Genomic DNA, 20,707 nt, shown 5'->3' on the forward strand with positions numbered 1-20,707 from the left:
ATAATTAGAATTCTAAACCAGCTTCACGAGCAGCGTCAGCGAGTGCTTTTACACGTCCATGATATAAATATCCGCCGCGGTCAAACACGACGCTTTTAATTCCTTTTTCGAGCGCGCGTTTTGCAACTAATTCGCCCACTTTTTGAGCTGCTTCTATGTTTCCTGTTGATTCTAAGTTAAACTCTTTATCTAATGTCGAAGCACTAACAATCGTTACTGCTTTTACATCATCGATAATTTGCGCATAAATGTGTTTGTTTGAGCGGAACACATTTAAGCGTGGACGTTCAGCAGTTCCAAATACTTTTCGGCGCACACGGGCATGTCTTTTTTTACGAACTGCATTTTTATCAAGCTTAGTGATCATTTCCGTCACTCCTTTCATTTACCTAAGCAGCATTATTTTTTACCTGTTTTACCTTCTTTGCGGCGTACAACTTCACCTTCGTAACGAATCCCTTTTCCTTTATATGGTTCTGGCGCACGTACCGCACGAATATTTGCTGCTAATTCACCAACGCGTTGTTTATCCGCACCTTTTACAACGATTTTTGTTTGTGAAGGAACTTCGATCTCAAGTCCTTCTTCCGGTTCGATTTCAACTGGATGAGAGTAACCGACGCTAAGGACAAGCTTTTTGCCTTGTTTCGAAGCACGGTAACCGACCCCTACTAATTCAAGGGCTTTCTCGTATCCTTTTGAAACTCCCTCCACCATGTTTGCAAGTAAACTGCGAGTTGTCCCATGAAGAGTACGATGTTCTTTTTCGTCGCTTGGACGAGTAACCGTTAAAACGTTATCTGCTAACGTAATTGTCATATCAGGATGGAAAGTGCGAGTCAATTCGCCTTTCGGTCCTTTTACTGTAACTGTGCTACCATCGATTGTTACTGTTACACCAGCCGGAATTTCAATTGGTTTTTTACCGACACGTGACATACTTGACACCTCCATTCTTCAAAAAACTAATTACCAAATGTATGCTAACACTTCGCCGCCAGTTCCTTTTTGACGTGCTTCTTTGTCCGTTAAAATCCCTTGAGACGTAGAAAGGATCGCAATACCTAAACCGTTCAATACGCGAGGTACTTCATGAGCTTTCGCATAAACGCGCAAACCAGGCTTGCTAATGCGTTTAAGACCAGTAATAACGCGCTCATTATTTGGACCGTATTTCAAGAAAATACGGAGGATACCTTGTTTGTTATCTTCAATGTACTCGACATCACGAATGAAACCTTCACGTTTTAAAATTTCTGCGATTTCTCTCTTCATTTTAGAAGCCGGAACTTCTAGTTTCTCGTGACGTACCATATTCGCATTACGAATGCGAGTAAGCATATCTGCAATTGGATCTGTCATCACCATTATGTTTTACCTCCTTCCCAATTCACGGGTTAATTACCAGCTTGCTTTTTTCACACCAGGAATTTGACCTTTATATGCTAATTCACGGAAACAAATGCGGCAAAGTTTAAATTTGCGATACACAGAATGTGGACGTCCGCAACGTTCACAACGAGTGTATGCTTGCACTTTAAACTTTGGCGTGCGTTTTTGTTTCGCGATCATTGATTTCTTAGCCACGTTTTCGCCTCCCTCTTTTTACGAATGGGATTCATTATTTTTGAAACGGCATACCAAGTAACGTTAGTAACTCGCGAGCTTCTTCATCTGTCTTCGCTGTTGTCACGATGACGATATCCATACCGCGAACTTTGTTCACTTTATCATAGTCAATTTCAGGAAAAATTAATTGTTCTTTAATCCCTAACGTATAGTTACCACGACCATCAAATGATTTTTTTGATACGCCACGGAAGTCACGAACACGTGGAAGAGATACAGAAATTAATTTATCTAAAAACTCGTACATACGCTCTCCACGTAATGTTACTTTTGCTCCGATTGGCATACCTTCACGAAGACGGAAGCCAGCGATTGATTTTTTCGCACGAGTCACAACTGGTTTTTGACCAGAGATTAACGCTAGTTCTTCAACAGCGCTGTCTAATGCTTTTGCGTTTTGAACCGCATCACCAACACCCATGTTGATGACGATTTTTTCAATTTTTGGAACTTGCATAACAGATTTATAGTTAAACTTGCTCATAAGAGCAGGCGTAACTTCTTTTGCATATTTTTCTTTTAGGCGGTTCATGTAAGTACCTCCTTTCTCACATCACGATTATTTATCTAAAATTTCACCAGATTTTTTCGCGTAACGTACTTTTTTACCATCTACTACTTTATATCCTACGCGAGTTGGAGTTCCAGTTTTAGGATCTAAAGGCATTACGTTCGAAACGTGAATTGGTGCCTCTTTGCTAATAATACCGCCTTGAGGATTCGCTTGAGATGGTTTTGCGTGTTTTTTAACGATGTTTACACCCTCTACAAGCACTCGGTTTTTCTTAGGGAATGCCGCAAGAACAACACCTTGTTTCCCTTTGTCTTTCCCAGAGATTACTTGTACTTTATCACCTTTTTTTACATGCATCGTAGTTCGCACCTCCTTGAAAGGCTTTCCCTTTTCATTAAATTACTTCTGGAGCTAAAGAAACGATTTTCATAAAGTCTTTTTCACGCAATTCACGCGCAACAGGTCCAAAAATACGAGTTCCGCGTGGACTCTTATCGTCACGGATGATGACGCATGCGTTCTCGTCAAAGCGAATGTAAGAGCCATCTGTACGGCGCACACCGCGCTTTGTGCGGACAACGACTGCTTTTACGACCTGACCTTTTTTAACAACGCCACCTGGTGTTGCGTCTTTAACTGTCGCGACTACAACATCACCGATGTTCGCATAGCGACGACCTGAACCACCTAACACTTTAATGACAAGCACTTCACGCGCACCAGAGTTATCAGCAACTTTCATACGAGTTTCTTGTTGAATCATTTACGAAACCTCCCTTCGGAATTATATCACCGATCCGAACATGATCATTAAACAATAACGGCTTTTTCTACCACTTCTACAAGACGGAAACGTTTTGTCGCAGAAAGCGGACGAGTTTCCATAATTTTTACGATGTCACCAACTTTTGCTACGTTGTTTTCGTCATGTGCTTTATATTTTTTAGAGTATTTTACACGCTTTCCATAAAGCGGGTGCTTTTTATAAGTTTCGACAAGAACCGTAATCGTTTTGTCCATTTTGTCAGACACAACACGGCCAACGTATACTTTGCGTTGATTGCGTTCACTCATTTCGCGAACCTCCTCTCAAGCATTTATTTATTAGCAGCGATCTCTCTTTCGCGAATAATTGTTTTCATGCGAGCGATAGCTTTGCGTACTTCACGAATGCGAGCTGTATTTTCTAATTGACCTGTCGCTAATTGGAAGCGAAGGTTAAACAACTCTTCTTTTAATGATTTAATTTTTTGTTCAATCTCGGCAGTGGTAAGGTCACGGATTTCTTTAGCTTTCATTAGATTCACCACCAATTTCTTCACGTTTTACAAACTTACATTTAATTGGAAGTTTATGAGAAGCAAGACGCAATGCTTCACGTGCCACTTCTTCAGAAACACCCGCAATTTCAAACATTACTTTACCAGGTTTTACAACAGCTACCCAACCTTCAGGAGCACCTTTACCAGAACCCATGCGCACTTCTAGCGGTTTTGCTGTATAAGGTTTTGAAGGGAAAATTTTGATCCAAACTTTACCGCCACGTCTCATATAACGAGTCATCGCACGACGAGCAGCCTCGATTTGACGGTTTGTAATCCAAGCAGATTCTAATGCTTGTAATCCGTATTCACCAAAATGTACTTCTGTACCGCCTTTTGCGCGGCCTTTCATGCGTCCACGATGTTCACGACGGAATTTTACGCGTTTTGGCATTAACATGATTAATTTCCTCCTTCCTCAGTTTTCTTTTTCGTCGGAAGGACCTCTCCACGATAAATCCATACTTTCACACCGATTTTTCCATATGTTGTATCCGCTTCTGCTGTTGCATAATCGATGTCAGCGCGAAGAGTGTGGAGTGGAACTGTTCCTTCACTATAATGTTCAGAACGGGCAATATCTGCACCGCCTAAGCGACCAGATACCATTGTTTTAATTCCTTTTGCACCAGCGCGCATTGTGCGTTGAATCGCTTGTTTTTGTGCGCGACGGAACGATACGCGATTTTCGATTTGGCGAGCAATATTTTCTGCCACTAATTTCGCATCTAAATCTGGCTTTTTAATTTCTAAAATATTAATGTGAACGCGTTTGCCTGTTAATTGGCTAAGAGCTTTGCGAAGCGCTTCTACTTCTGTGCCGCCTTTACCGATAACCATACCAGGCTTAGCTGTGTGAATAGTGATGTTCACGCGGTTTGCTGCACGTTCAATTTCAACACGAGAAACAGCTGCATCACTTAAACGTTTCGTAATGTACTCACGTACTTTAAGGTCTTCATGCAAAAGGTCTGCGTAATCTTTTTCCGCATACCATCTTGATTCCCAATCACGGATAATACCGATGCGAAGACCGACTGGATTCACCTTTTGACCCACTGATTATCCCTCCTTCTTTTCTGAAACAACGATCGTAATATGACTCGTACGTTTGTTAATCGCACTTGCACGGCCCATCGCACGAGGACGGAAACGTTTTAATGTTGGACCTTCATCAACATATGCTTCTGTGATCACTAGGTTGTTAACATCCATATCGTAGTTGTGTTCTGCATTGGCTACTGCAGATTTTAGTACTTTCTCGATGATTGGAGAAGCAGCTTTCGGAGTGTGACGAAGAATCGCTACTGCTTCACCTACTTGCTTACCTCGAATTAAATCAATCACTAAACGTGCTTTACGAGGAGCAATACGAACTGTTCTCGCAACAGCTTTAGCTTGCATAAATGATGCCTCCTCTCATATTAACGTTTTGTTTTCTTATCATCGCCAGCATGGCCTTTGAACGTACGTGTTGGCGCAAATTCACCGAGCTTATGTCCTACCATGTCCTCTGTAATGTACACAGGCACATGTTTGCGTCCATCGTACACGGCAATCGTATGACCGATGAATTGAGGGAAAATGGTTGAACGACGAGACCAAGTTTTAATTACTTGTTTTTGCCCTGCCTCATTTAATTTTTCAATTTTTTTCATTAAATGATCATCACAGAAAGGACCTTTTTTTAAGCTGCGACCCATAAATAAACCTCCCTTCGTGATTGTTCTACGGTTCTTAAGAACCGTAGTTCAACCCCGTTATTTTTTACGACGACGTACAATAAATTTATCCGATTTGTTTTTCTTTTTGCGCGTTTTGAATCCAAGAGTTGGTTTACCCCATGGAGTCATTGGTGACTTACGTCCGATTGGCGCTTTACCTTCACCACCACCATGCGGGTGATCAACAGGGTTCATAACAGAACCGCGAACCGTTGGACGAATGCCTAACCAGCGAGCGCGTCCTGCTTTCCCGATGTTGACAAGTTCATGTTGTTCGTTACCAACTTGACCAACCGTTGCACGGCAAGTTCCTAAAATCATGCGGACTTCACCAGAAGCTAAACGAACAAGTACATACTTACCTTCTTTACCAAGCACTTGCGCAGACGTACCAGCAGAACGAACAAGCTGTCCGCCTTTACCTGGTTTTAATTCAATGTTGTGTACTAATGTACCAACAGGAATGTTTGCAAGTGGCAATGCGTTACCTACTTTAATGTCCGCATCTGGACCAGACATGATTTCCATACCTACTTCTAAGTTTTTTGGAGCGATAATGTAACGCTTCTCACCATCTACATAATGGATTAATGCGATATTTGCTGAACGGTTTGGATCATATTCGATTGTAGCAACGCGTCCTGGAATGCCATCTTTGTCGCGTTTGAAATCGATGATCCGATATTGGCGTTTATGACCGCCACCTTGATGACGAACCGTCAATTTACCTTGGTTGTTACGACCACCTTTTTTCTTTAAAGGCGCAAGTAATGATTTCTCTGGCTTGTCAGTTGTGATTTCTGAGAAATCAAGAACTGTCATGCCACGGCGACCATTTGACGTTGGTTTATATTTTTTAATCGCCATGTCGGTTTCCCTCCTTCGCTTTTAAACTTATACTTCAAATAGTTCGATCTCTTTGCTGTCTGGCGTTAACGTAACAATCGCTTTGCGACGGCGGTTTGTAAGTCCGCTGTAACGGCCGACACGCTTAAATTTGCCTTTATAGTTCATGATGTTAACTTTTTCAACTTTTACACCAAAGATCGCTTCAATAGCGTCTTTTACTTCCGTTTTGTTCGCTTTCACATCAACTTCAAATGTGTATTTTTTTTGTGCCACTAAACTCATTGAGTTTTCAGTGATAACGGGGCGCTTAATAATATCGCGAGGATCTTTCATTACGCAAGCACCTCCTCTACTTTTTCCACAGCAGCTTTTGTAATAACAAGCTTATCGTGGTTTAAAACATCAAGAACGTTAATTCCATTTGCCGTAACAACCGTTACTCCTGGAATGTTGCGTGCAGACAACATAATGTTTTCGTTAATATCTGCTGTCACGATTAAAGCTTTGCGATCAACAGAAAGGTTGCTTAAAATTTTCACCATTTCTTTCGTTTTTGGCGCTTCAAGCGCTAAGTTGTCTAATACAACGATGTTGTTTTCAAGAACTTTTGAAGATAAAGCAGATTTAATTGCTAAACGACGAACTTTTTTCGGTAATTTATAGCTGTAGCTGCGTGGAACCGGACCAAACACCGTACCACCACCGCGCCATTGTGGAGAGCGAATCGAACCTTGGCGAGCGCGTCCAGTACCTTTTTGACGCCATGGTTTGCGGCCACCGCCGCTTACTTCAGCGCGATTTTTTGTTTTATGCGTCCCTTGACGTAAAGAAGCACGTTGCATAATCACTGCTTCAAATAACACATGTTTGTTTGGCTCAATACCAAATACGGAATCACTTAATTCGATTTCTCCAACAGTTGCTCCGTTTTGGTTATACAATGCTACTTTTGGCATTGGATAATTCCTCCTTTCTTAAGAAAGTTATTTCACTTTCGCCTTAACCGCACTTTTAATGACAACAAGTCCTTTATTCGGACCTGGTACGTTTCCTTTAATAAGAAGTAAGTTGCGTTCTGCATCTACTTTTACGATTTTTAAGTTTTGCACTGTTACGCGTTCTCCGCCCATGCGACCTGGCAATTCTTTAGATTTGAATACACGGTTTGGCGCAATAGGACCCATTGAACCAGGGCGGCGATGATAACGAGAACCGTGAGCCATTGGTCCACGAGATTGGCCATGGCGCTTGATCGCACCTTGGAATCCTTTACCTTTTGAAATTCCTGTTACATCTACAATCTCGCCTTCAGCGAAAATATCTACTTTGACTTCCTGACCAACTTCATATTCCGCAACGTTTGCACCGCGGATTTCACGAATGAAGCGCTTAGGCGCAGTATTCGCTTTCGCTACATGTCCTTTTTCCGGTTTGTTCGCCAATTTTTCCCGTTTATCTTCAAAACCTAATTGAATCGCTTCATAACCGTCGTTTTCAACCGTTTTCTTTTGAAGAACAACGTTTGGAGTCGCTTCAATTACCGTTACAGGAATTAAGTCACCGTTTTCCGCGAATACTTGCGTCATCCCGATTTTTCTACCTAAGATTCCTTTGGTCATTCGTCACACCTCCTATAATTTCATTTTTACAATTAAAGCTTGATTTCAATATCGACACCAGACGGTAAATCAAGACGCATTAACGAATCGACCGTTTGTGGAGTTGGGTTTACGATATCGATCAAACGTTTATGTGTACGCATTTCAAATTGTTCACGAGAATCTTTGTACTTGTGAACAGCGCGTAAAATCGTATAAACAGTTCTTTCTGTTGGCAATGGGATCGGCCCAGATACTTTTGCACCGGAACGTTTTGCTGTTTCTACGATTTTTTCAGCAGATTGATCGAGGATTCGATGATCGTAAGCTTTTAAACGAATACGAATTTTTTCTTTTGCCATTATTTTCCCTCCTTCTTCGCCTATTTTGCAAATAGACATTCTCCGTGGAAATTTCCTCACACTCGCCATGGCAAAGCGGCCGGGTGTGTCAGCAACCTTCCACTTCATCGCAGTCAAAGACCAACATTAAACATTATACAGAGATCGACGCTAAATTGCAAGTAAAATCTTGTATAAGGTTGTTTGTACACTTCCATTATTCATCTATATGTCTGCCTTCAACCGATCTTGAAAAAGCAGAAAAAAACAGGTTTGCCCTGAGACAAACCTGCTTTTGATTCGATTACTCAATGATAGAAGATACAACGCCAGCGCCTACTGTACGGCCGCCTTCACGAATGGAGAATTTTGTACCTTCTTCGATCGCGATTGGCGCAATTAATTCTACTGTCATTTCGATGTTGTCACCAGGCATAACCATCTCTACGCCTTCAGGAAGAGTGATGATACCTGTTACGTCCGTTGTACGGAAGTAGAATTGTGGACGATAGTTAGAGAAGAATGGAGTGTGACGTCCACCTTCTTCTTTCGATAATACGTAAACTTCTGCTTTAAATTTTGTGTGTGGTGTAATTGTACCTGGTTTTGCAAGTACTTGACCACGTTGTACTTCGTCGCGAGATACACCGCGAAGAAGCGCACCGATGTTGTCACCAGCTTCTGCTTGGTCAAGAAGTTTACGGAACATTTCTACACCAGTAACTGTCGTAGATTTTGGTTCTTCAGAAAGACCAATGATTTCTACAGCGTCACCAACTTTTAATGTACCACGTTCAACACGACCAGTTGCAACTGTACCACGGCCAGTGATCGAGAATACGTCCTCAACTGGCATCATGAATGGTTTGTCAGTTTCACGTTGCGGAGTTGGGATGTACTCATCAACTGCGTTCATAAGCTCGATGATTTTTGCTTCCCACTCAGCATCGCCTTCAAGAGCTTTTAATGCAGAACCTTTGATAACTGGAATTTCATCTCCAGGGAAGTCGTATTCAGATAATAAGTCACGTACTTCCATTTCAACAAGCTCTAATAATTCTTCGTCGTCTACCATATCGCATTTGTTTAAGAATACTACGATGTATGGTACACCTACTTGACGAGATAGAAGGATGTGCTCACGAGTTTGTGGCATTGGACCATCAGCAGCAGATACTACAAGGATCGCGCCGTCCATTTGTGCAGCACCTGTGATCATGTTTTTCACGTAGTCTGCGTGACCTGGGCAGTCAACGTGTGCATAGTGACGAGCGTCTGTTTCATATTCAACGTGTGCAGTTGAGATTGTGATACCACGTTCACGCTCTTCTGGAGCAGCGTCGATTTGATCGTAAGCACGAGCTTCTGCTTTACCTTGTTTTGCAAGAACTGTTGTAATTGCAGCTGTTAAAGTTGTTTTACCGTGGTCAACGTGGCCGATTGTACCAATGTTAACGTGTGGTTTAGAGCGTTCAAATTTCGCTTTAGCCATTAGAAATATCCTCCTTAATGTAAAAATTTAAAGTTTTATAAGTTATAGGATGCCTAGGAGTAAATCTGTTATGTATTTACTCCCAAGTCTTACATAAGTATTTATACTTGAACAATGCTAGAAAATCAATTATTCACCTTTATTTTTTTTGATGATTTCATCAGCAATATTCTTCGGAACTTCTTCATAGTGGTCGAATACCATCGAGAATGTTCCACGACCTTGAGTGTTAGAACGTAAAGAAGTTGCATATCCGAACATTTCAGATAGCGGAACCATTGCACGAACAACTTGTGCGTTGCCACGAGCTTCCATACCTTCTACACGTCCGCGCCGAGAAGTGATGTCACCCATAATATCCCCAAGATATTCTTCAGGGATGACCACTTCTACTTTCATAATTGGCTCAAGTAATACAGGAGCACATTTTGCTGCTGCATTTTTCAATGCAAGGGATGCAGCAATTTTGAACGCCATTTCACTCGAGTCAACATCGTGGTAAGAACCATCGAATAGTTTTGCTTTAATATCGACAACTGGATATCCAGCAAGAACCCCATTTTGCATTGCGTCTTCAAGGCCTGCTTGAATTGCTGGGATATATTCTTTTGGAACGACCCCACCAACGATCGCGTTTTCAAATTCGAATCCTTTTCCTTCTTCATTTGGTGAGAATTCGATCCAAACGTGACCGTATTGACCGCGGCCACCAGACTGACGCACAAATTTACCTTCTACTTGCGCAGACTTACGGAATGTCTCGCGGTATGCTACTTGTGGAGCGCCAACGTTTGCTTCAACTTTAAATTCGCGGCGCATACGGTCAACAATGATATCAAGGTGAAGCTCACCCATACCGGAAATAATCGTTTGGCCCGTTTCTTGATCCGTATATGCACGGAATGTTGGATCTTCTTCTTGAAGCTTTTGTAGCGCTGTACTCATTTTATCTTGGTCAGCTTTTGATTTTGGCTCGATTGCAACCGAAATAACTGGCTCTGGGAATTGCATAGACTCTAAAATAACAGGGTCTTTTTCATCACACAACGTATCGCCAGTTGTTGTATCTTTTAAACCTACTGCTGCAGCAATGTCACCTGCGTATACTTTTGAAATTTCTTCGCGGTGGTTTGCATGCATTTGTAGGATACGACCGATCCGTTCACGTTTACGTTTTGTTGAGTTCAACACGTACGAACCAGAATCTAACGTACCGGAATATACGCGGAAGAACGTCAATTTACCAACGTAAGGGTCTGTCATAATTTTGAACGCCAGTGCTGCAAATGGCGCATCATCACGAGATTCACGAACCGTTTCTTCTTCTGTATCTGGAACAACCCCTTTAATCGGCGGGATGTCCACTGGAGAAGGTAAGTAATTAACAACACCATCAAGCATTAATTGAACGCCTTTGTTTTTGAACGCAGAGCCGCAGAATACAGGAAAGAATTCAACCGAAACAGTCGCTTTACGGATAGCCGCTTTTAGCTCTTCTGTCGTAATTTCTTCTCCTTCTAAATACTTCATCATTAATTCTTCATCAAGCTCTGCTACTGCCTCGATTAATTTGCTGCGATATTCTTCTGCCATATCGCGATAATCTTCAGGAATTTCGATGCGCTCAATGTTTTTTCCCAACTCATCGTGATAGTGGTATGCGCACATCTCAACAAGGTCAATAATGCCAGAGAACTGATCTTCCGCACCAATCGGCAATTGAACTGGATGCGCATTCGCTTGTAAACGATCATGAAGCGTTTTTACAGAGTATAAGAAATCCGCGCCAATCTTGTCCATTTTGTTCACGAATACGATACGCGGAACACCGTATGTCGTTGCTTGACGCCATACCGTTTCTGTTTGTGGCTCTACCCCAGATTGCGCATCAAGTACTGCTACCGCACCGTCTAAAACGCGTAAAGAACGTTCAACTTCCACCGTGAAATCTACGTGTCCTGGTGTATCGATGATGTTAATGCGGTGACCTTTCCATTGCGCTGTTGTCGCCGCAGACGTGATCGTAATCCCACGTTCTTGCTCTTGCTCCATCCAGTCCATAGTAGCAGCGCCTTCATGAACTTCACCAATTTTATGGACGCGCCCTGTATAGAAAAGGATGCGCTCAGTTGTCGTTGTTTTACCGGCGTCGATATGAGCCATGATACCAATATTGCGAGTGTTTTCTAAGGAGAACTCTCTTGCCATCTTGGTTTTTTCTCCTTCCTTTAAGGTAAGTATCGTGTTTGATAAAATGTTGCAAATATAGGAATATAGGTGAGTATATGAACGAGGTCACCCGATCGTCTTCACCTATTTCCTAATTATGCAATAATGGATAACATAATTGTGAGATAATTACCAACGATAGTGTGCAAACGCTTTGTTTGCTTCTGCCATTTTATGCGTATCTTCGCGTTTTTTCACTGCTGCACCTGTGTTGTTTGCTGCATCTAAAATTTCATTCGCCAAGCGCTCTTCCATCGTTTTTTCTCCACGAAGACGAGCGTAGTTGACTAACCAGCGAAGACCTAGCGTTGTACGACGATCTGGACGCACTTCCACCGGAACTTGGTAGTTCGCACCACCTACACGGCGAGCGCGTACTTCAAGAACAGGCATCACATTCTTTAATGCTTGCTCAAACACTTCCATCGGATCTTTGCCAGTACGTTCACGGATAATATCAAACGCTGTGTAAAGAATTTTTTGCGCTTTTCCTTTTTTGCCATCAATCATAATTTTGTTGATAAGGCGTGTCACTAATTTAGAATTGTAAATCGGATCTGGTAGCACATCTCTTTTTGGAACCGGACCTTTACGTGGCATAGTTTTTCCTCCCTTCAAGAAAAAAATCCTAATTTTTCTTCCACAATCGATTATTTTTTCGCTGCTTTTGGTTTCTTCGCACCGTACTTAGAACGACCTTGCATACGGTTCGCTACACCAGCAGTATCTAACGCACCGCGAACGATATGATAACGTACCCCTGGTAAGTCTTTTACACGTCCGCCGCGAATCAATACAACGCTGTGCTCTTGTAAGTTATGACCGATACCAGGAATGTATGCTGTTACCTCGATACCGTTTGACAAGCGTACACGAGCGTATTTACGAAGCGCTGAGTTTGGCTTCTTCGGTGTCATTGTACCTACACGTGTACATACACCGCGTTTTTGCGGAGACGCAACGTTTGTTTGTACTTTTTTGAAGCTGTTGTACCCTTTATTTAACGCAGGGGATTTAGATTTCACCACTTTTTTCGTACGGCCTTTGCGTACTAACTGATTAATTGTAGGCATGATAAATTTCCTCCCTTCACACGTAAATTCAAGCCCACACATCCAGGTGGTTCATAATTTATGCAAAAACAAAGTTTTTGTAGTAAACCCACAAAAACAGTTTTAACGAATGATCGCAACAGCCGCTGCTCCTACTTGAATTTTACACACTTTCCCAAGCTTTTTCATGGAATCTACTTTCACAACAGGAATATTCGCTTCTTTTGCTGCTGTCACGATTTTATCAATAATCGCCGGATCAGCATCTTCAGCAACAATCACTTCCTGTACGTTCCCTTCTTTTAGAGCTCGCACTGTTTGCTTTGTTCCCACTACAAATTGTTGCGCCTGTAATACTTTTTCATAAGACATCTTAAAATATCCTCCAAAGTACCAGGTTTTTGGAACACCTTTATTACATTAACATGTTCTTATGACGTTGTCAACTCTTATTTAACGAATTTGTTACCGGCAAGGTTTCCCTTGCCGGTAACTCCGTTCGTTATTTATTTGATGTTGTTACTTGCTCATCCGACTGTTTTTTGACAACCGGTTTGATTTTTCGGTAGCGTGCCATTCCTGTTCCAGCAGGAACGAGTTTACCGATAATGACATTTTCTTTTAAGCCAAGCAACTCGTCGCGTTTTCCTTTAATCGCTGCATCAGTCAAGACGCGCGTCGTTTCTTGGAACGAAGCAGCGGATAAAAACGAATCGGTTTCCAGCGACGCTTTCGTAATGCCGAGAAGCACTGGCCGAGCTGTTGCTGGGCGTTTTCCTTCAAGCAATACTTTGGTGTTCGCATCCGTAAATTGATGGATATCAAGCAATGTACCTGGAAGCACATCTGTATCTCCCGCATCGATGACACGAACTTTGCGAAGCATTTGGCGAACCATTACTTCAATGTGCTTGTCGCTAATTTCTACCCCTTGCATCCGATATACTTTTTGGACTTCACGCAATAAATATTCTTGTACCGCTGTAATGTCTTTTACTTTGAGAAGTTCTTTCGGATCGATCGAACCTTCTGTTAATTCTTGTCCGCGCTCGACATGCTGACCTTCTTGAACTTTCAGTCTCGCATTATACGGAGCGGTATATGTGCGAGTTTCTACTTCGCCTTTCACGACGATTTCTTGTTGACGGTCGCGCGTTTCATTAACCGAAATGACTACCCCGTCAATTTCAGAGATGACCGCTTGACCTTTCGGATTGCGCGCTTCAAACAATTCTTGAACACGCGGTAAACCTTGTGTGATATCGTCTCCAGCTACCCCGCCTGTGTGGAACGTACGCATCGTTAACTGCGTACCCGGTTCACCAATCGACTGCGCAGCGATAATTCCGACCGCTTCGCCCACTTCGACTTCAGCGCCGGTCGCAAGATTGCGGCCATAACATTTTTTGCATACACCATGGCGCGTATTGCATGTAAATGCTGAACGAATCCACACTTTGTCAATGCCTGCTTTAATAATCGCATTGGCGATATCTTCGGTAATCATTTCATTTTCTCTAACAATAATTTCGCCTGTCTCCGGATGTTTCACCGTTTTTCTTGCATAACGGCCGACTAAACGCTCTTCTAGTTTCACAATGACTTCTGTTCCATCCGTCAATGCTCTGACAAGCATGCCACGGTCTGTACCGCAGTCGTCTTCGCGGACGATCACGTCTTGCGCAACATCGACAAGACGGCGCGTTAAGTATCCAGAGTCTGCCGTTTTCAACGCTGTATCTGCTAGCCCTTTACGCGCACCGTGCGTCGAAATGAAGTACTCCAATACCGTTAATCCTTCACGGAACGACGATTTGATCGGCAACTCAATAATGCGTCCGGCTGGGTTCGCCATCAAACCGCGCATACCGGCAAGCTGCGTAAAGTTCGAAGCGTTACCGCGAGCACCGGAGTCGCTCATCATAAAGATCGGGTTGCGCTTATCTAAAGACTCCATTAACTTGCTTTGAATTTTGTCTTTCGCCGCGCTCCAAATCGAGATAACGCGCTCATAACGCTCTTCATCGGTAATTAAACCGCGTCTAAACTGCTTTAATACCGTATCGACTTTCGTTTGCGCTTCTTGTAAAATTTCTTGTTTTTCCGGCAAGACGACGATATCGGCAACACCGATCGTGATACCAGCTTTTGTTGAATACTTAAAGCCAAGGTCTTTCATGCGGTCAAGCATTTTCGACGTTTCTGTAATTTTGAAACGCTTAAACACTTCTGCGATGATATTACCGAGAACTTTCTTTTTGAACGGCGGAACAAGCTCACGCTTGCGAATTTCCTCTTTAACGTTGACACCTTTATCAAGGAAATATTTGTCCGGCGTTCTTTCTTCGATATTTTCCTGCGTCGGCTCATTAATATACGGGAATGATTTCGGTAAAATTTCATTGAAAATGAGTTTACCGACTGTTGTAAGTAACAGCTTGTTATTTTGCTCTTCTGTGAATGTCTCGTTTTTCAACGAACCGGCATGGATCGCAATGCGAGTGTGTAAGTGCACATAACCGCTATGATAAGCAAGCAATGCTTCATCCGTATCTTTGAAAACCATTCCCTCGCCGATCGCTCCTTTACGTTCCATCGTCAAATAGTAGTTGCCTAATACCATGTCTTGTGAAGGAGTAACAACCGGTTTCCCGTCTTTCGGGTTGAGAATGTTTTGTGCCGCAAGCATAAGTAAACGAGCTTCCGCCTGTGCTTCGGCTGATAACGGAACGTGTACCGCCATTTGGTCACCGTCGAAATCCGCGTTATACGCTGTACATACGAGCGGATGCAAACGAATCGCACGACCTTCGACAAGCGTCGGTTCGAACGCTTGAATTCCGAGTCGGTGCAATGTCGGTGCACGGTTTAAAAGCACCGGATGTTCTTTAATCACCGATTCTAATACATCCCATACTTCCGGATGCACGCGCTCAATTTTCCGTTTCGCGCTTTTAATGTTATGCGCTAATCCTCGTTCAACAAGCTCTTTCATCACAAAAGGCTTGAAAAGTTCTAATGCCATTTCCTTCGGTAAACCGCATTGATACATTTTTAAATTAGGACCAACGACAATGACCGAACGACCTGAGTAGTCAACACGCTTACCAAGCAAGTTTTGACGGAAACGGCCTTGCTTACCTTTTAACATATGCGATAACGATTTTAACGGACGGTTTCCTGGACCTGTTACCGGACGGCCGCGACGACCGTTATCAATTAATGCATCGACCGCTTCCTGAAGCATCCGTTTCTCGTTTTGCACGATAATATTTGGTGCTCCAAGATCTAATAAACGCTTTAGGCGATTGTTACGGTTAATAACACGGCGATATAGATCATTTAAATCCGATGTTGCAAAACGACCACCATCTAACTGAACCATCGGGCGCAACTCAGGCGGAATGACCGGAAGTACGTCCAATACCATCCATGCTGGATCATTTCCGGAATTACGAAACGCCTCCAACACTTCCAAACGTTTAATCGCCCGAGCGCGCCGTTGTCCTTGAGCTGTTTTTAATTCTTCTTTTAGCGTTTCGACTTCTTTTTCAAGGTCGATATCTTGTAAAAGTTTTTTTATTGCTTCTGCACCCATCGATGCTTGGAATGAGTTTCCGTATTTTTCACGATAGGCTCGATACTCTTTTTCTGAAAGAAGCTGCTTTTTCTCAAGTGGTGTATCCCCTGGATCTGTTACGACATACGAAGCAAAATAAATCACTTCTTCCAAAGCGCGCGGGGACATGTCTAAGACAAGTCCCATGCGGCTTGGAATCCCTTTAAAATACCAAATATGTGAAACAGGGGCAGCTAGTTCAATATGACCCATGCGTTCACGACGAACTTTCGCGCGTGTGACTTCCACACCGCAGCGGTCACAAACTACACCTTTATAACGTACGCGCTTATATTTTCCACAATGGCATTCCCAGTCTTTTGTTGGACCGAAAATGCGCTCACAAAACAATCCATCTTTTTCTGGCTTTAATGTGCGATAGTTAATCGTTTCTGGTTTTTTGACTTCGCCGTACGACCAAGAGCGGATTTTTTCTGGCGAAGCGAGACCAATTTTCATATACTCAAAATTATTTACATCTAGCAAGGGGCCTACCTCCCTCTCAATCTCCAGGTTTTACCCTTATTGCCTTATCGGTTTATTCCTTTGTTACGGCGTCTTTTTCTTCCTCTTTTTCAGAGTCGATCCCAACTGTAATCGCCTCTGCTGGCTGAACATCATCATCTTCATCGAAGTTTTCCATATTGATTTCTTTCTCGTCACTAGAAAGGATTGTTACATCCATCCCTAAGCTTTGCAGTTCTTTAATCAATACTTTAAATGATTCCGGAACGCCAGGTTCTGGAACATTTTCGCCTTTGACGATCGCTTCGTATGTTTTAACGCGACCGACGACATCGTCTGATTTGACAGTCAAAATTTCCTGCAACGTATATGCCGCGCCATATGCTTCAAGCGCCCATACTTCCATCTCACCGAAACGCTGACCGCCAAACTGCGCTTTACCACCAAGCGGTTGTTGCGTCACAAGCGAATATGGGCCTGTCGAACGAGCATGAAGTTTATCGTCAACCATGTGCGCTAGTTTGATCATGTACATAATCCCGACCGATACACGATTATCAAACGGTTCACCTGTTCGTCCGTCATAAAGAACCGTTTTGGCATCACGAGCCATTCCCGCTTCTTCTAAGATCGCCCATACATCTTCTTCGCGAGCGCCGTCAAATACCGGAGAAGCGACGTGAAGACCGAGTTTTTTCGCTGCCATTCCAAGATGAAGTTCAAGCACCTGTCCGATGTTCATCCGCGACGGAACGCCTAATGGGTTTAACATAATATCAATCGGCGTACCATCCGGTAAGAACGGCATATCTTCTTCGGGAAGGATTCTTGAGATAACCCCCTTGTTGCCGTGACGACCAGCCATTTTATCGCCTTCGGAAATTTTCCGCTTTTGCACGATGTATACACGCACAAGCTGATTCACACCCGGAGGAAGTTCGTCGCCGTCTTCACGGTTAAACACTTTAACGTCCAACACGATTCCGCCGCCACCGTGTGGTACACGAAGCGACGTATCCCGCACTTCACGAGCTTTTTCGCCAAAGATCGCATGCAATAGACGCTCTTCCGCTGTTAGCTCCGTTACTCCCTTTGGCGTTACTTTACCAACAAGTAAATCTCCGTCTTTCACCTCTGCACCAATTCGGACAATTCCTCGTTCGTCTAAATTACGCAGCGCATCTTCTCCAACATTCGGGATATCACGTGTAATTTCTTCTGGTCCAAGTTTTGTGTCGCGCGACTCGGATTCATACTCCTCAATATGAATCGATGTGTAAACATCGTCTTTGACAAGACGCTCGCTCATAATAATGGCATCTTCGTAGTTGTAGCCGTCCCATGTCATGAAGGCAACAAGCACGTTGCGACCGAGCGCAAGTTCACCTTTTTCCATGGAAGGACCGTCCGCAAGAATTTCACCTTTTTCCACGATATCGCCTTTTTTCACAATCGGGCGTTGGTTGTAACATGTTCCTTGGTTGGAACGAACGAATTTGAGAAGGCGGTATTTATCAAGATCGCCTTTTACTTCTTTGCCATCGACTTCAACTAAACGGCGAACCCAAATTTCTTTCGCTTCCACCCGCTCGACAATTCCGCGATGCTTGCAAATGACTGCTGCTCCAGAGTCTTTCGCCGATACATATTCCATTCCAGTTCCGACAATCGGCGCTTCTGGCTGCAATAACGGAACGGCTTGGCGCTGCATGTTCGCTCCCATTAACGCGCGGTTCGAGTCGTCATTTTCTAAGAACGGAATGCACGCAGTCGCTGCCGATACAACTTGTTTTGGCGATACATCCATGTAGTCAACGCGATCACGTTTTACCACAATGTTCTCCCCGCGGAAGCGCGCCACAATATCTTCATCTAAGAATGTACCGTCTTCAGCGATTCTTGCGTTTGCTTGTGCAACAACGTAATTGTCTTCTTCGTCCGCTGTTAAGTAGTCAATGCGGTTCGTAACCTTTCCTGTTTCAGGATCGACACGACGGTACGGCGTTTCAATAAATCCGAATTTATTCACTTTCGCATACGTAGACAGCGAGTTAATTAAACCGATGTTCGGACCCTCTGGCGTTTCAATCGGACACATGCGGCCATAGTGAGAGTAGTGAACGTCACGCACTTCAAATCCAGCACGCTCACGAGTCAAACCGCCTGGCCCTAATGCAGAAAGACGGCGTTTATGCGTCAATTCCGCAAGCGGATTCGTTTGGTCCATAAATTGTGAAAGTTGTGAGCTACCAAAAAATTCTTTAATAGCGGCAATTACCGGGCGAATATTAATGAGTTGCTGCGGCGTAATCGTGTTTGTGTCCTGAATCGACATGCGTTCACGAACTACACGTTCCATGCGAGATAAACCGATTCGGAATTGGTTTTGCAACAATTCCCCAACCGAACGAAGACGCCGGTTTCCTAAATGGTCGATATCATCCGTATCCCCCACTCCGTGAAGAAGGTTAAAAAAGTAGCTGATTGATGCAATGATATCGCTAGGTGTAATATGTTTAACGCCTTCGGCAATGTGTCCGTTGCCAATGACATGAATGATTTGCTCGCCATCCGGATCATTCGGCGAGTAAATTTTAATGGACTGCAATGTAAACTCTTCATCTACCACGCCGCCAGACGGTTTATACGTACGGAACCCGATGCCTTTTTCTAAATAAGGCAAAATTCGATCTAGTGTTCGACGATCAATCACTGTTCCTTTTTCAGCAATAATTTCACCGGTTTCAGGGTGTACGAGCGTTTCTGCAAGGCGTTGGTTGAAAAGTCTATTTTTGATATGAAGCTTTTTATTAATTTTATAACGCCCTACACTTGCTAAGTCATAGCGCTTCGGATCAAAGAAACGAGAAATGAGCAAGTTTTTTGCGTTTTCTACTGTTGGCGGTTCGCCTGGACGTAAGCGTTCGTAAATTTCAAGTAACGCTTTTTCCGTGCTTTCTGTATTGTCTTTTTCAAGCGTATTGCGAAGATATTCATTCTCACCAATTAAATCGATAATCTCTTGATCAGACCCGAATCCGAGAGCGCGCAAAAGCACCGTTACAGGCAATTTGCGAGTACGATCAATACGAACATATACAACATCTTTCGCGTCTGTTTCGTACTCTAACCATGCACCACGGTTCGGAATAACGGTCGCAGAAAAACCACGCTTACCGTTTTTGTCTACTTTTCCGCTATAATATACACTTGGAGAGCGTACAAGCTGAGAAACAATGACACGCTCTGCACCGTTGATGATGAACGTTCCTGTTTCTGTCATGAGAGGAAAATCCCCCATGAAAACATCTTGTTCTTTAACCTCGCCTGTTTCTTTATTGATCAGGCGCACTTTCACACGAAGTGGTGCTGCATATGTCACATCGCGTTCTTTTGATTCTTCCACCGAATATTTCGGCTCCCCTAAACTATAATCGATAAATTCAAGAGAGAGATTTCCGGAAAAATCTTCAATCGGGGAAATTTCTTTGAACATTTCTCTCAGACCCTCGTCAAGAAACCATTGATAAGAGGAAGTCTGAATTTCGATAAGGTTTGGTAACTCTAGCACTTCACTAATACGCGCGTAACTTCTTCGTTGGCGGTGTCGTCCATATTGAACTAGTTGACCTGTCAACTGATTCACCCCTCAAATTCAAACATTGATGAAATAGAAGGCAATCTTCCTTTGAAGGAAGACAATTTTTGCCTTACTATTAGACAAAAGAAAAATGGTTTCTATAATAAGAAAACCACATTTTCACCTATTTATAGATTTTATAATCTTTCCCATTAAAAACAAAATTATACATAACGTACGTTGAATAACTCAATGAGGTTACACATTTGGCATTTTATAATGCTATCATAGGT

General features: G+C 43.1%; 25 protein-coding genes. All 25 read right to left on the reverse strand.

Going from position 1 to position 20,707, the window contains the following annotated elements:
• Positions 1-4: 4 nt before the first annotated feature.
• Complete coding sequence (gene rplR / locus HNQ34_RS13890; RefSeq protein ID WP_183255661.1) at positions 5-367, reverse strand: 50S ribosomal protein L18; 363 nt, start codon at positions 365-367, stop codon at positions 5-7.
• A 32-nt stretch (positions 368-399) separates the two neighbouring features.
• On the reverse strand, positions 400-939 hold the full coding sequence (gene rplF / locus HNQ34_RS13895) for a 50S ribosomal protein L6 (protein WP_183255663.1): 540 nt from the start codon (positions 937-939) through the stop codon (positions 400-402).
• A 30-nt stretch (positions 940-969) separates the two neighbouring features.
• On the reverse strand, positions 970-1,368 hold the full coding sequence (gene rpsH / locus HNQ34_RS13900) for a 30S ribosomal protein S8 (RefSeq protein WP_183255665.1): 399 nt from the start codon (positions 1,366-1,368) through the stop codon (positions 970-972).
• A 33-nt stretch (positions 1,369-1,401) separates the two neighbouring features.
• Positions 1,402-1,587, reverse strand: a complete 186-nt coding sequence (rpsN, locus tag HNQ34_RS13905; RefSeq protein WP_003397678.1) for a 30S ribosomal protein S14 — start codon at positions 1,585-1,587, stop codon at positions 1,402-1,404.
• A gap of 34 nt (positions 1,588-1,621) precedes the next feature.
• Positions 1,622-2,161, reverse strand: coding sequence for a 50S ribosomal protein L5 (gene rplE, locus HNQ34_RS13910; protein WP_183255667.1), 540 nt, complete (start codon positions 2,159-2,161; stop codon positions 1,622-1,624).
• Positions 2,162-2,188: 27 nt separating this feature from the next.
• Positions 2,189-2,500, reverse strand: coding sequence for a 50S ribosomal protein L24 (gene rplX / locus HNQ34_RS13915; protein ID WP_183255669.1), 312 nt, complete (start codon positions 2,498-2,500; stop codon positions 2,189-2,191).
• 37 nt (positions 2,501-2,537) lie between these two features.
• Complete coding sequence (gene rplN, locus HNQ34_RS13920) at positions 2,538-2,906, reverse strand: 50S ribosomal protein L14 (RefSeq protein WP_027410244.1); 369 nt, start codon at positions 2,904-2,906, stop codon at positions 2,538-2,540.
• Between the two features lie 47 nt (positions 2,907-2,953).
• The gene (gene rpsQ, locus HNQ34_RS13925) at positions 2,954-3,217 is read right to left on the reverse strand and encodes a 30S ribosomal protein S17 (RefSeq protein ID WP_183255671.1); all 264 of its coding nucleotides are present in this window, start codon (positions 3,215-3,217) and stop codon (positions 2,954-2,956) included.
• 23 nt (positions 3,218-3,240) lie between these two features.
• Complete coding sequence (gene rpmC / locus HNQ34_RS13930; RefSeq protein WP_066322059.1) at positions 3,241-3,441, reverse strand: 50S ribosomal protein L29; 201 nt, start codon at positions 3,439-3,441, stop codon at positions 3,241-3,243.
• Entirely contained in the window at positions 3,431-3,865 is a 435-nt protein-coding gene (rplP, locus tag HNQ34_RS13935; protein WP_066322060.1) for a 50S ribosomal protein L16, read from the reverse strand. Before rplP ends, rpmC begins: the two co-directional genes overlap by 11 nt.
• 2 nt (positions 3,866-3,867) lie before the next feature.
• Positions 3,868-4,524: a 30S ribosomal protein S3 gene (gene rpsC, locus HNQ34_RS13940; RefSeq protein ID WP_066322063.1), complete on the reverse strand. Its 657-nt coding sequence runs from the start codon at positions 4,522-4,524 to the stop codon at positions 3,868-3,870.
• A 3-nt stretch (positions 4,525-4,527) separates the two neighbouring features.
• Positions 4,528-4,869, reverse strand: coding sequence for a 50S ribosomal protein L22 (rplV, locus tag HNQ34_RS13945; protein ID WP_066322065.1), 342 nt, complete (start codon positions 4,867-4,869; stop codon positions 4,528-4,530).
• Positions 4,870-4,889: 20 nt separating this feature from the next.
• A complete protein-coding gene (gene rpsS / locus HNQ34_RS13950) occupies positions 4,890-5,168 on the reverse strand; it encodes a 30S ribosomal protein S19 (RefSeq protein ID WP_183255675.1) in 279 nt (92 codons plus the stop codon).
• 57 nt (positions 5,169-5,225) lie between these two features.
• Positions 5,226-6,056: a 50S ribosomal protein L2 gene (gene rplB / locus HNQ34_RS13955; protein WP_183255676.1), complete on the reverse strand. Its 831-nt coding sequence runs from the start codon at positions 6,054-6,056 to the stop codon at positions 5,226-5,228.
• Between the two features lie 27 nt (positions 6,057-6,083).
• Entirely contained in the window at positions 6,084-6,371 is a 288-nt protein-coding gene (gene rplW / locus HNQ34_RS13960) for a 50S ribosomal protein L23 (protein ID WP_183255678.1), read from the reverse strand.
• A complete protein-coding gene (rplD, locus tag HNQ34_RS13965) occupies positions 6,371-6,994 on the reverse strand; it encodes a 50S ribosomal protein L4 (protein ID WP_183255680.1) in 624 nt (207 codons plus the stop codon). Before rplD ends, rplW begins: the two co-directional genes overlap by 1 nt.
• A 27-nt stretch (positions 6,995-7,021) precedes the next feature.
• On the reverse strand, positions 7,022-7,657 hold the full coding sequence (gene rplC / locus HNQ34_RS13970; protein WP_183255682.1) for a 50S ribosomal protein L3: 636 nt from the start codon (positions 7,655-7,657) through the stop codon (positions 7,022-7,024).
• A 32-nt stretch (positions 7,658-7,689) separates the two neighbouring features.
• Positions 7,690-7,998: a 30S ribosomal protein S10 gene (gene rpsJ / locus HNQ34_RS13975; RefSeq protein WP_003247558.1), complete on the reverse strand. Its 309-nt coding sequence runs from the start codon at positions 7,996-7,998 to the stop codon at positions 7,690-7,692.
• Positions 7,999-8,281: 283 nt separating this feature from the next.
• Positions 8,282-9,469 carry an elongation factor Tu gene (gene tuf, locus HNQ34_RS13980; protein ID WP_183255684.1) on the reverse strand — a complete coding sequence of 396 codons (1,188 nt, stop codon included), beginning with the start codon at positions 9,467-9,469 and terminating at the stop codon, positions 8,282-8,284.
• Between the two features lie 129 nt (positions 9,470-9,598).
• Entirely contained in the window at positions 9,599-11,677 is a 2,079-nt protein-coding gene (fusA, locus tag HNQ34_RS13985; protein ID WP_183255687.1) for an elongation factor G, read from the reverse strand.
• A gap of 150 nt (positions 11,678-11,827) precedes the next feature.
• Positions 11,828-12,298, reverse strand: a complete 471-nt coding sequence (rpsG, locus tag HNQ34_RS13990; RefSeq protein WP_183255689.1) for a 30S ribosomal protein S7 — start codon at positions 12,296-12,298, stop codon at positions 11,828-11,830.
• Positions 12,299-12,348: 50 nt separating this feature from the next.
• Positions 12,349-12,771 (reverse strand): 30S ribosomal protein S12, encoded by a 423-nt coding sequence (gene rpsL / locus HNQ34_RS13995; RefSeq protein ID WP_044744068.1) that lies wholly within the window; start codon positions 12,769-12,771, stop codon positions 12,349-12,351.
• A 102-nt stretch (positions 12,772-12,873) separates the two neighbouring features.
• Complete coding sequence (locus HNQ34_RS14000; RefSeq protein ID WP_183255690.1) at positions 12,874-13,122, reverse strand: 50S ribosomal protein L7ae-like protein; 249 nt, start codon at positions 13,120-13,122, stop codon at positions 12,874-12,876.
• Positions 13,123-13,252: 130 nt separating this feature from the next.
• The gene (gene rpoC / locus HNQ34_RS14005) at positions 13,253-16,855 is read right to left on the reverse strand and encodes a DNA-directed RNA polymerase subunit beta' (protein ID WP_183255691.1); all 3,603 of its coding nucleotides are present in this window, start codon (positions 16,853-16,855) and stop codon (positions 13,253-13,255) included.
• A 52-nt stretch (positions 16,856-16,907) separates the two neighbouring features.
• Complete coding sequence (gene rpoB, locus HNQ34_RS14010) at positions 16,908-20,471, reverse strand: DNA-directed RNA polymerase subunit beta (RefSeq protein ID WP_183255692.1); 3,564 nt, start codon at positions 20,469-20,471, stop codon at positions 16,908-16,910.
• Positions 20,472-20,707: the final 236 nt, after the last annotated feature.

Source organism: Anoxybacteroides tepidamans (assembly GCF_014201465.1).
GTDB classification, from domain to species: Bacteria; Bacillota; Bacilli; order Bacillales; family Anoxybacillaceae; genus Anoxybacteroides; species Anoxybacteroides tepidamans.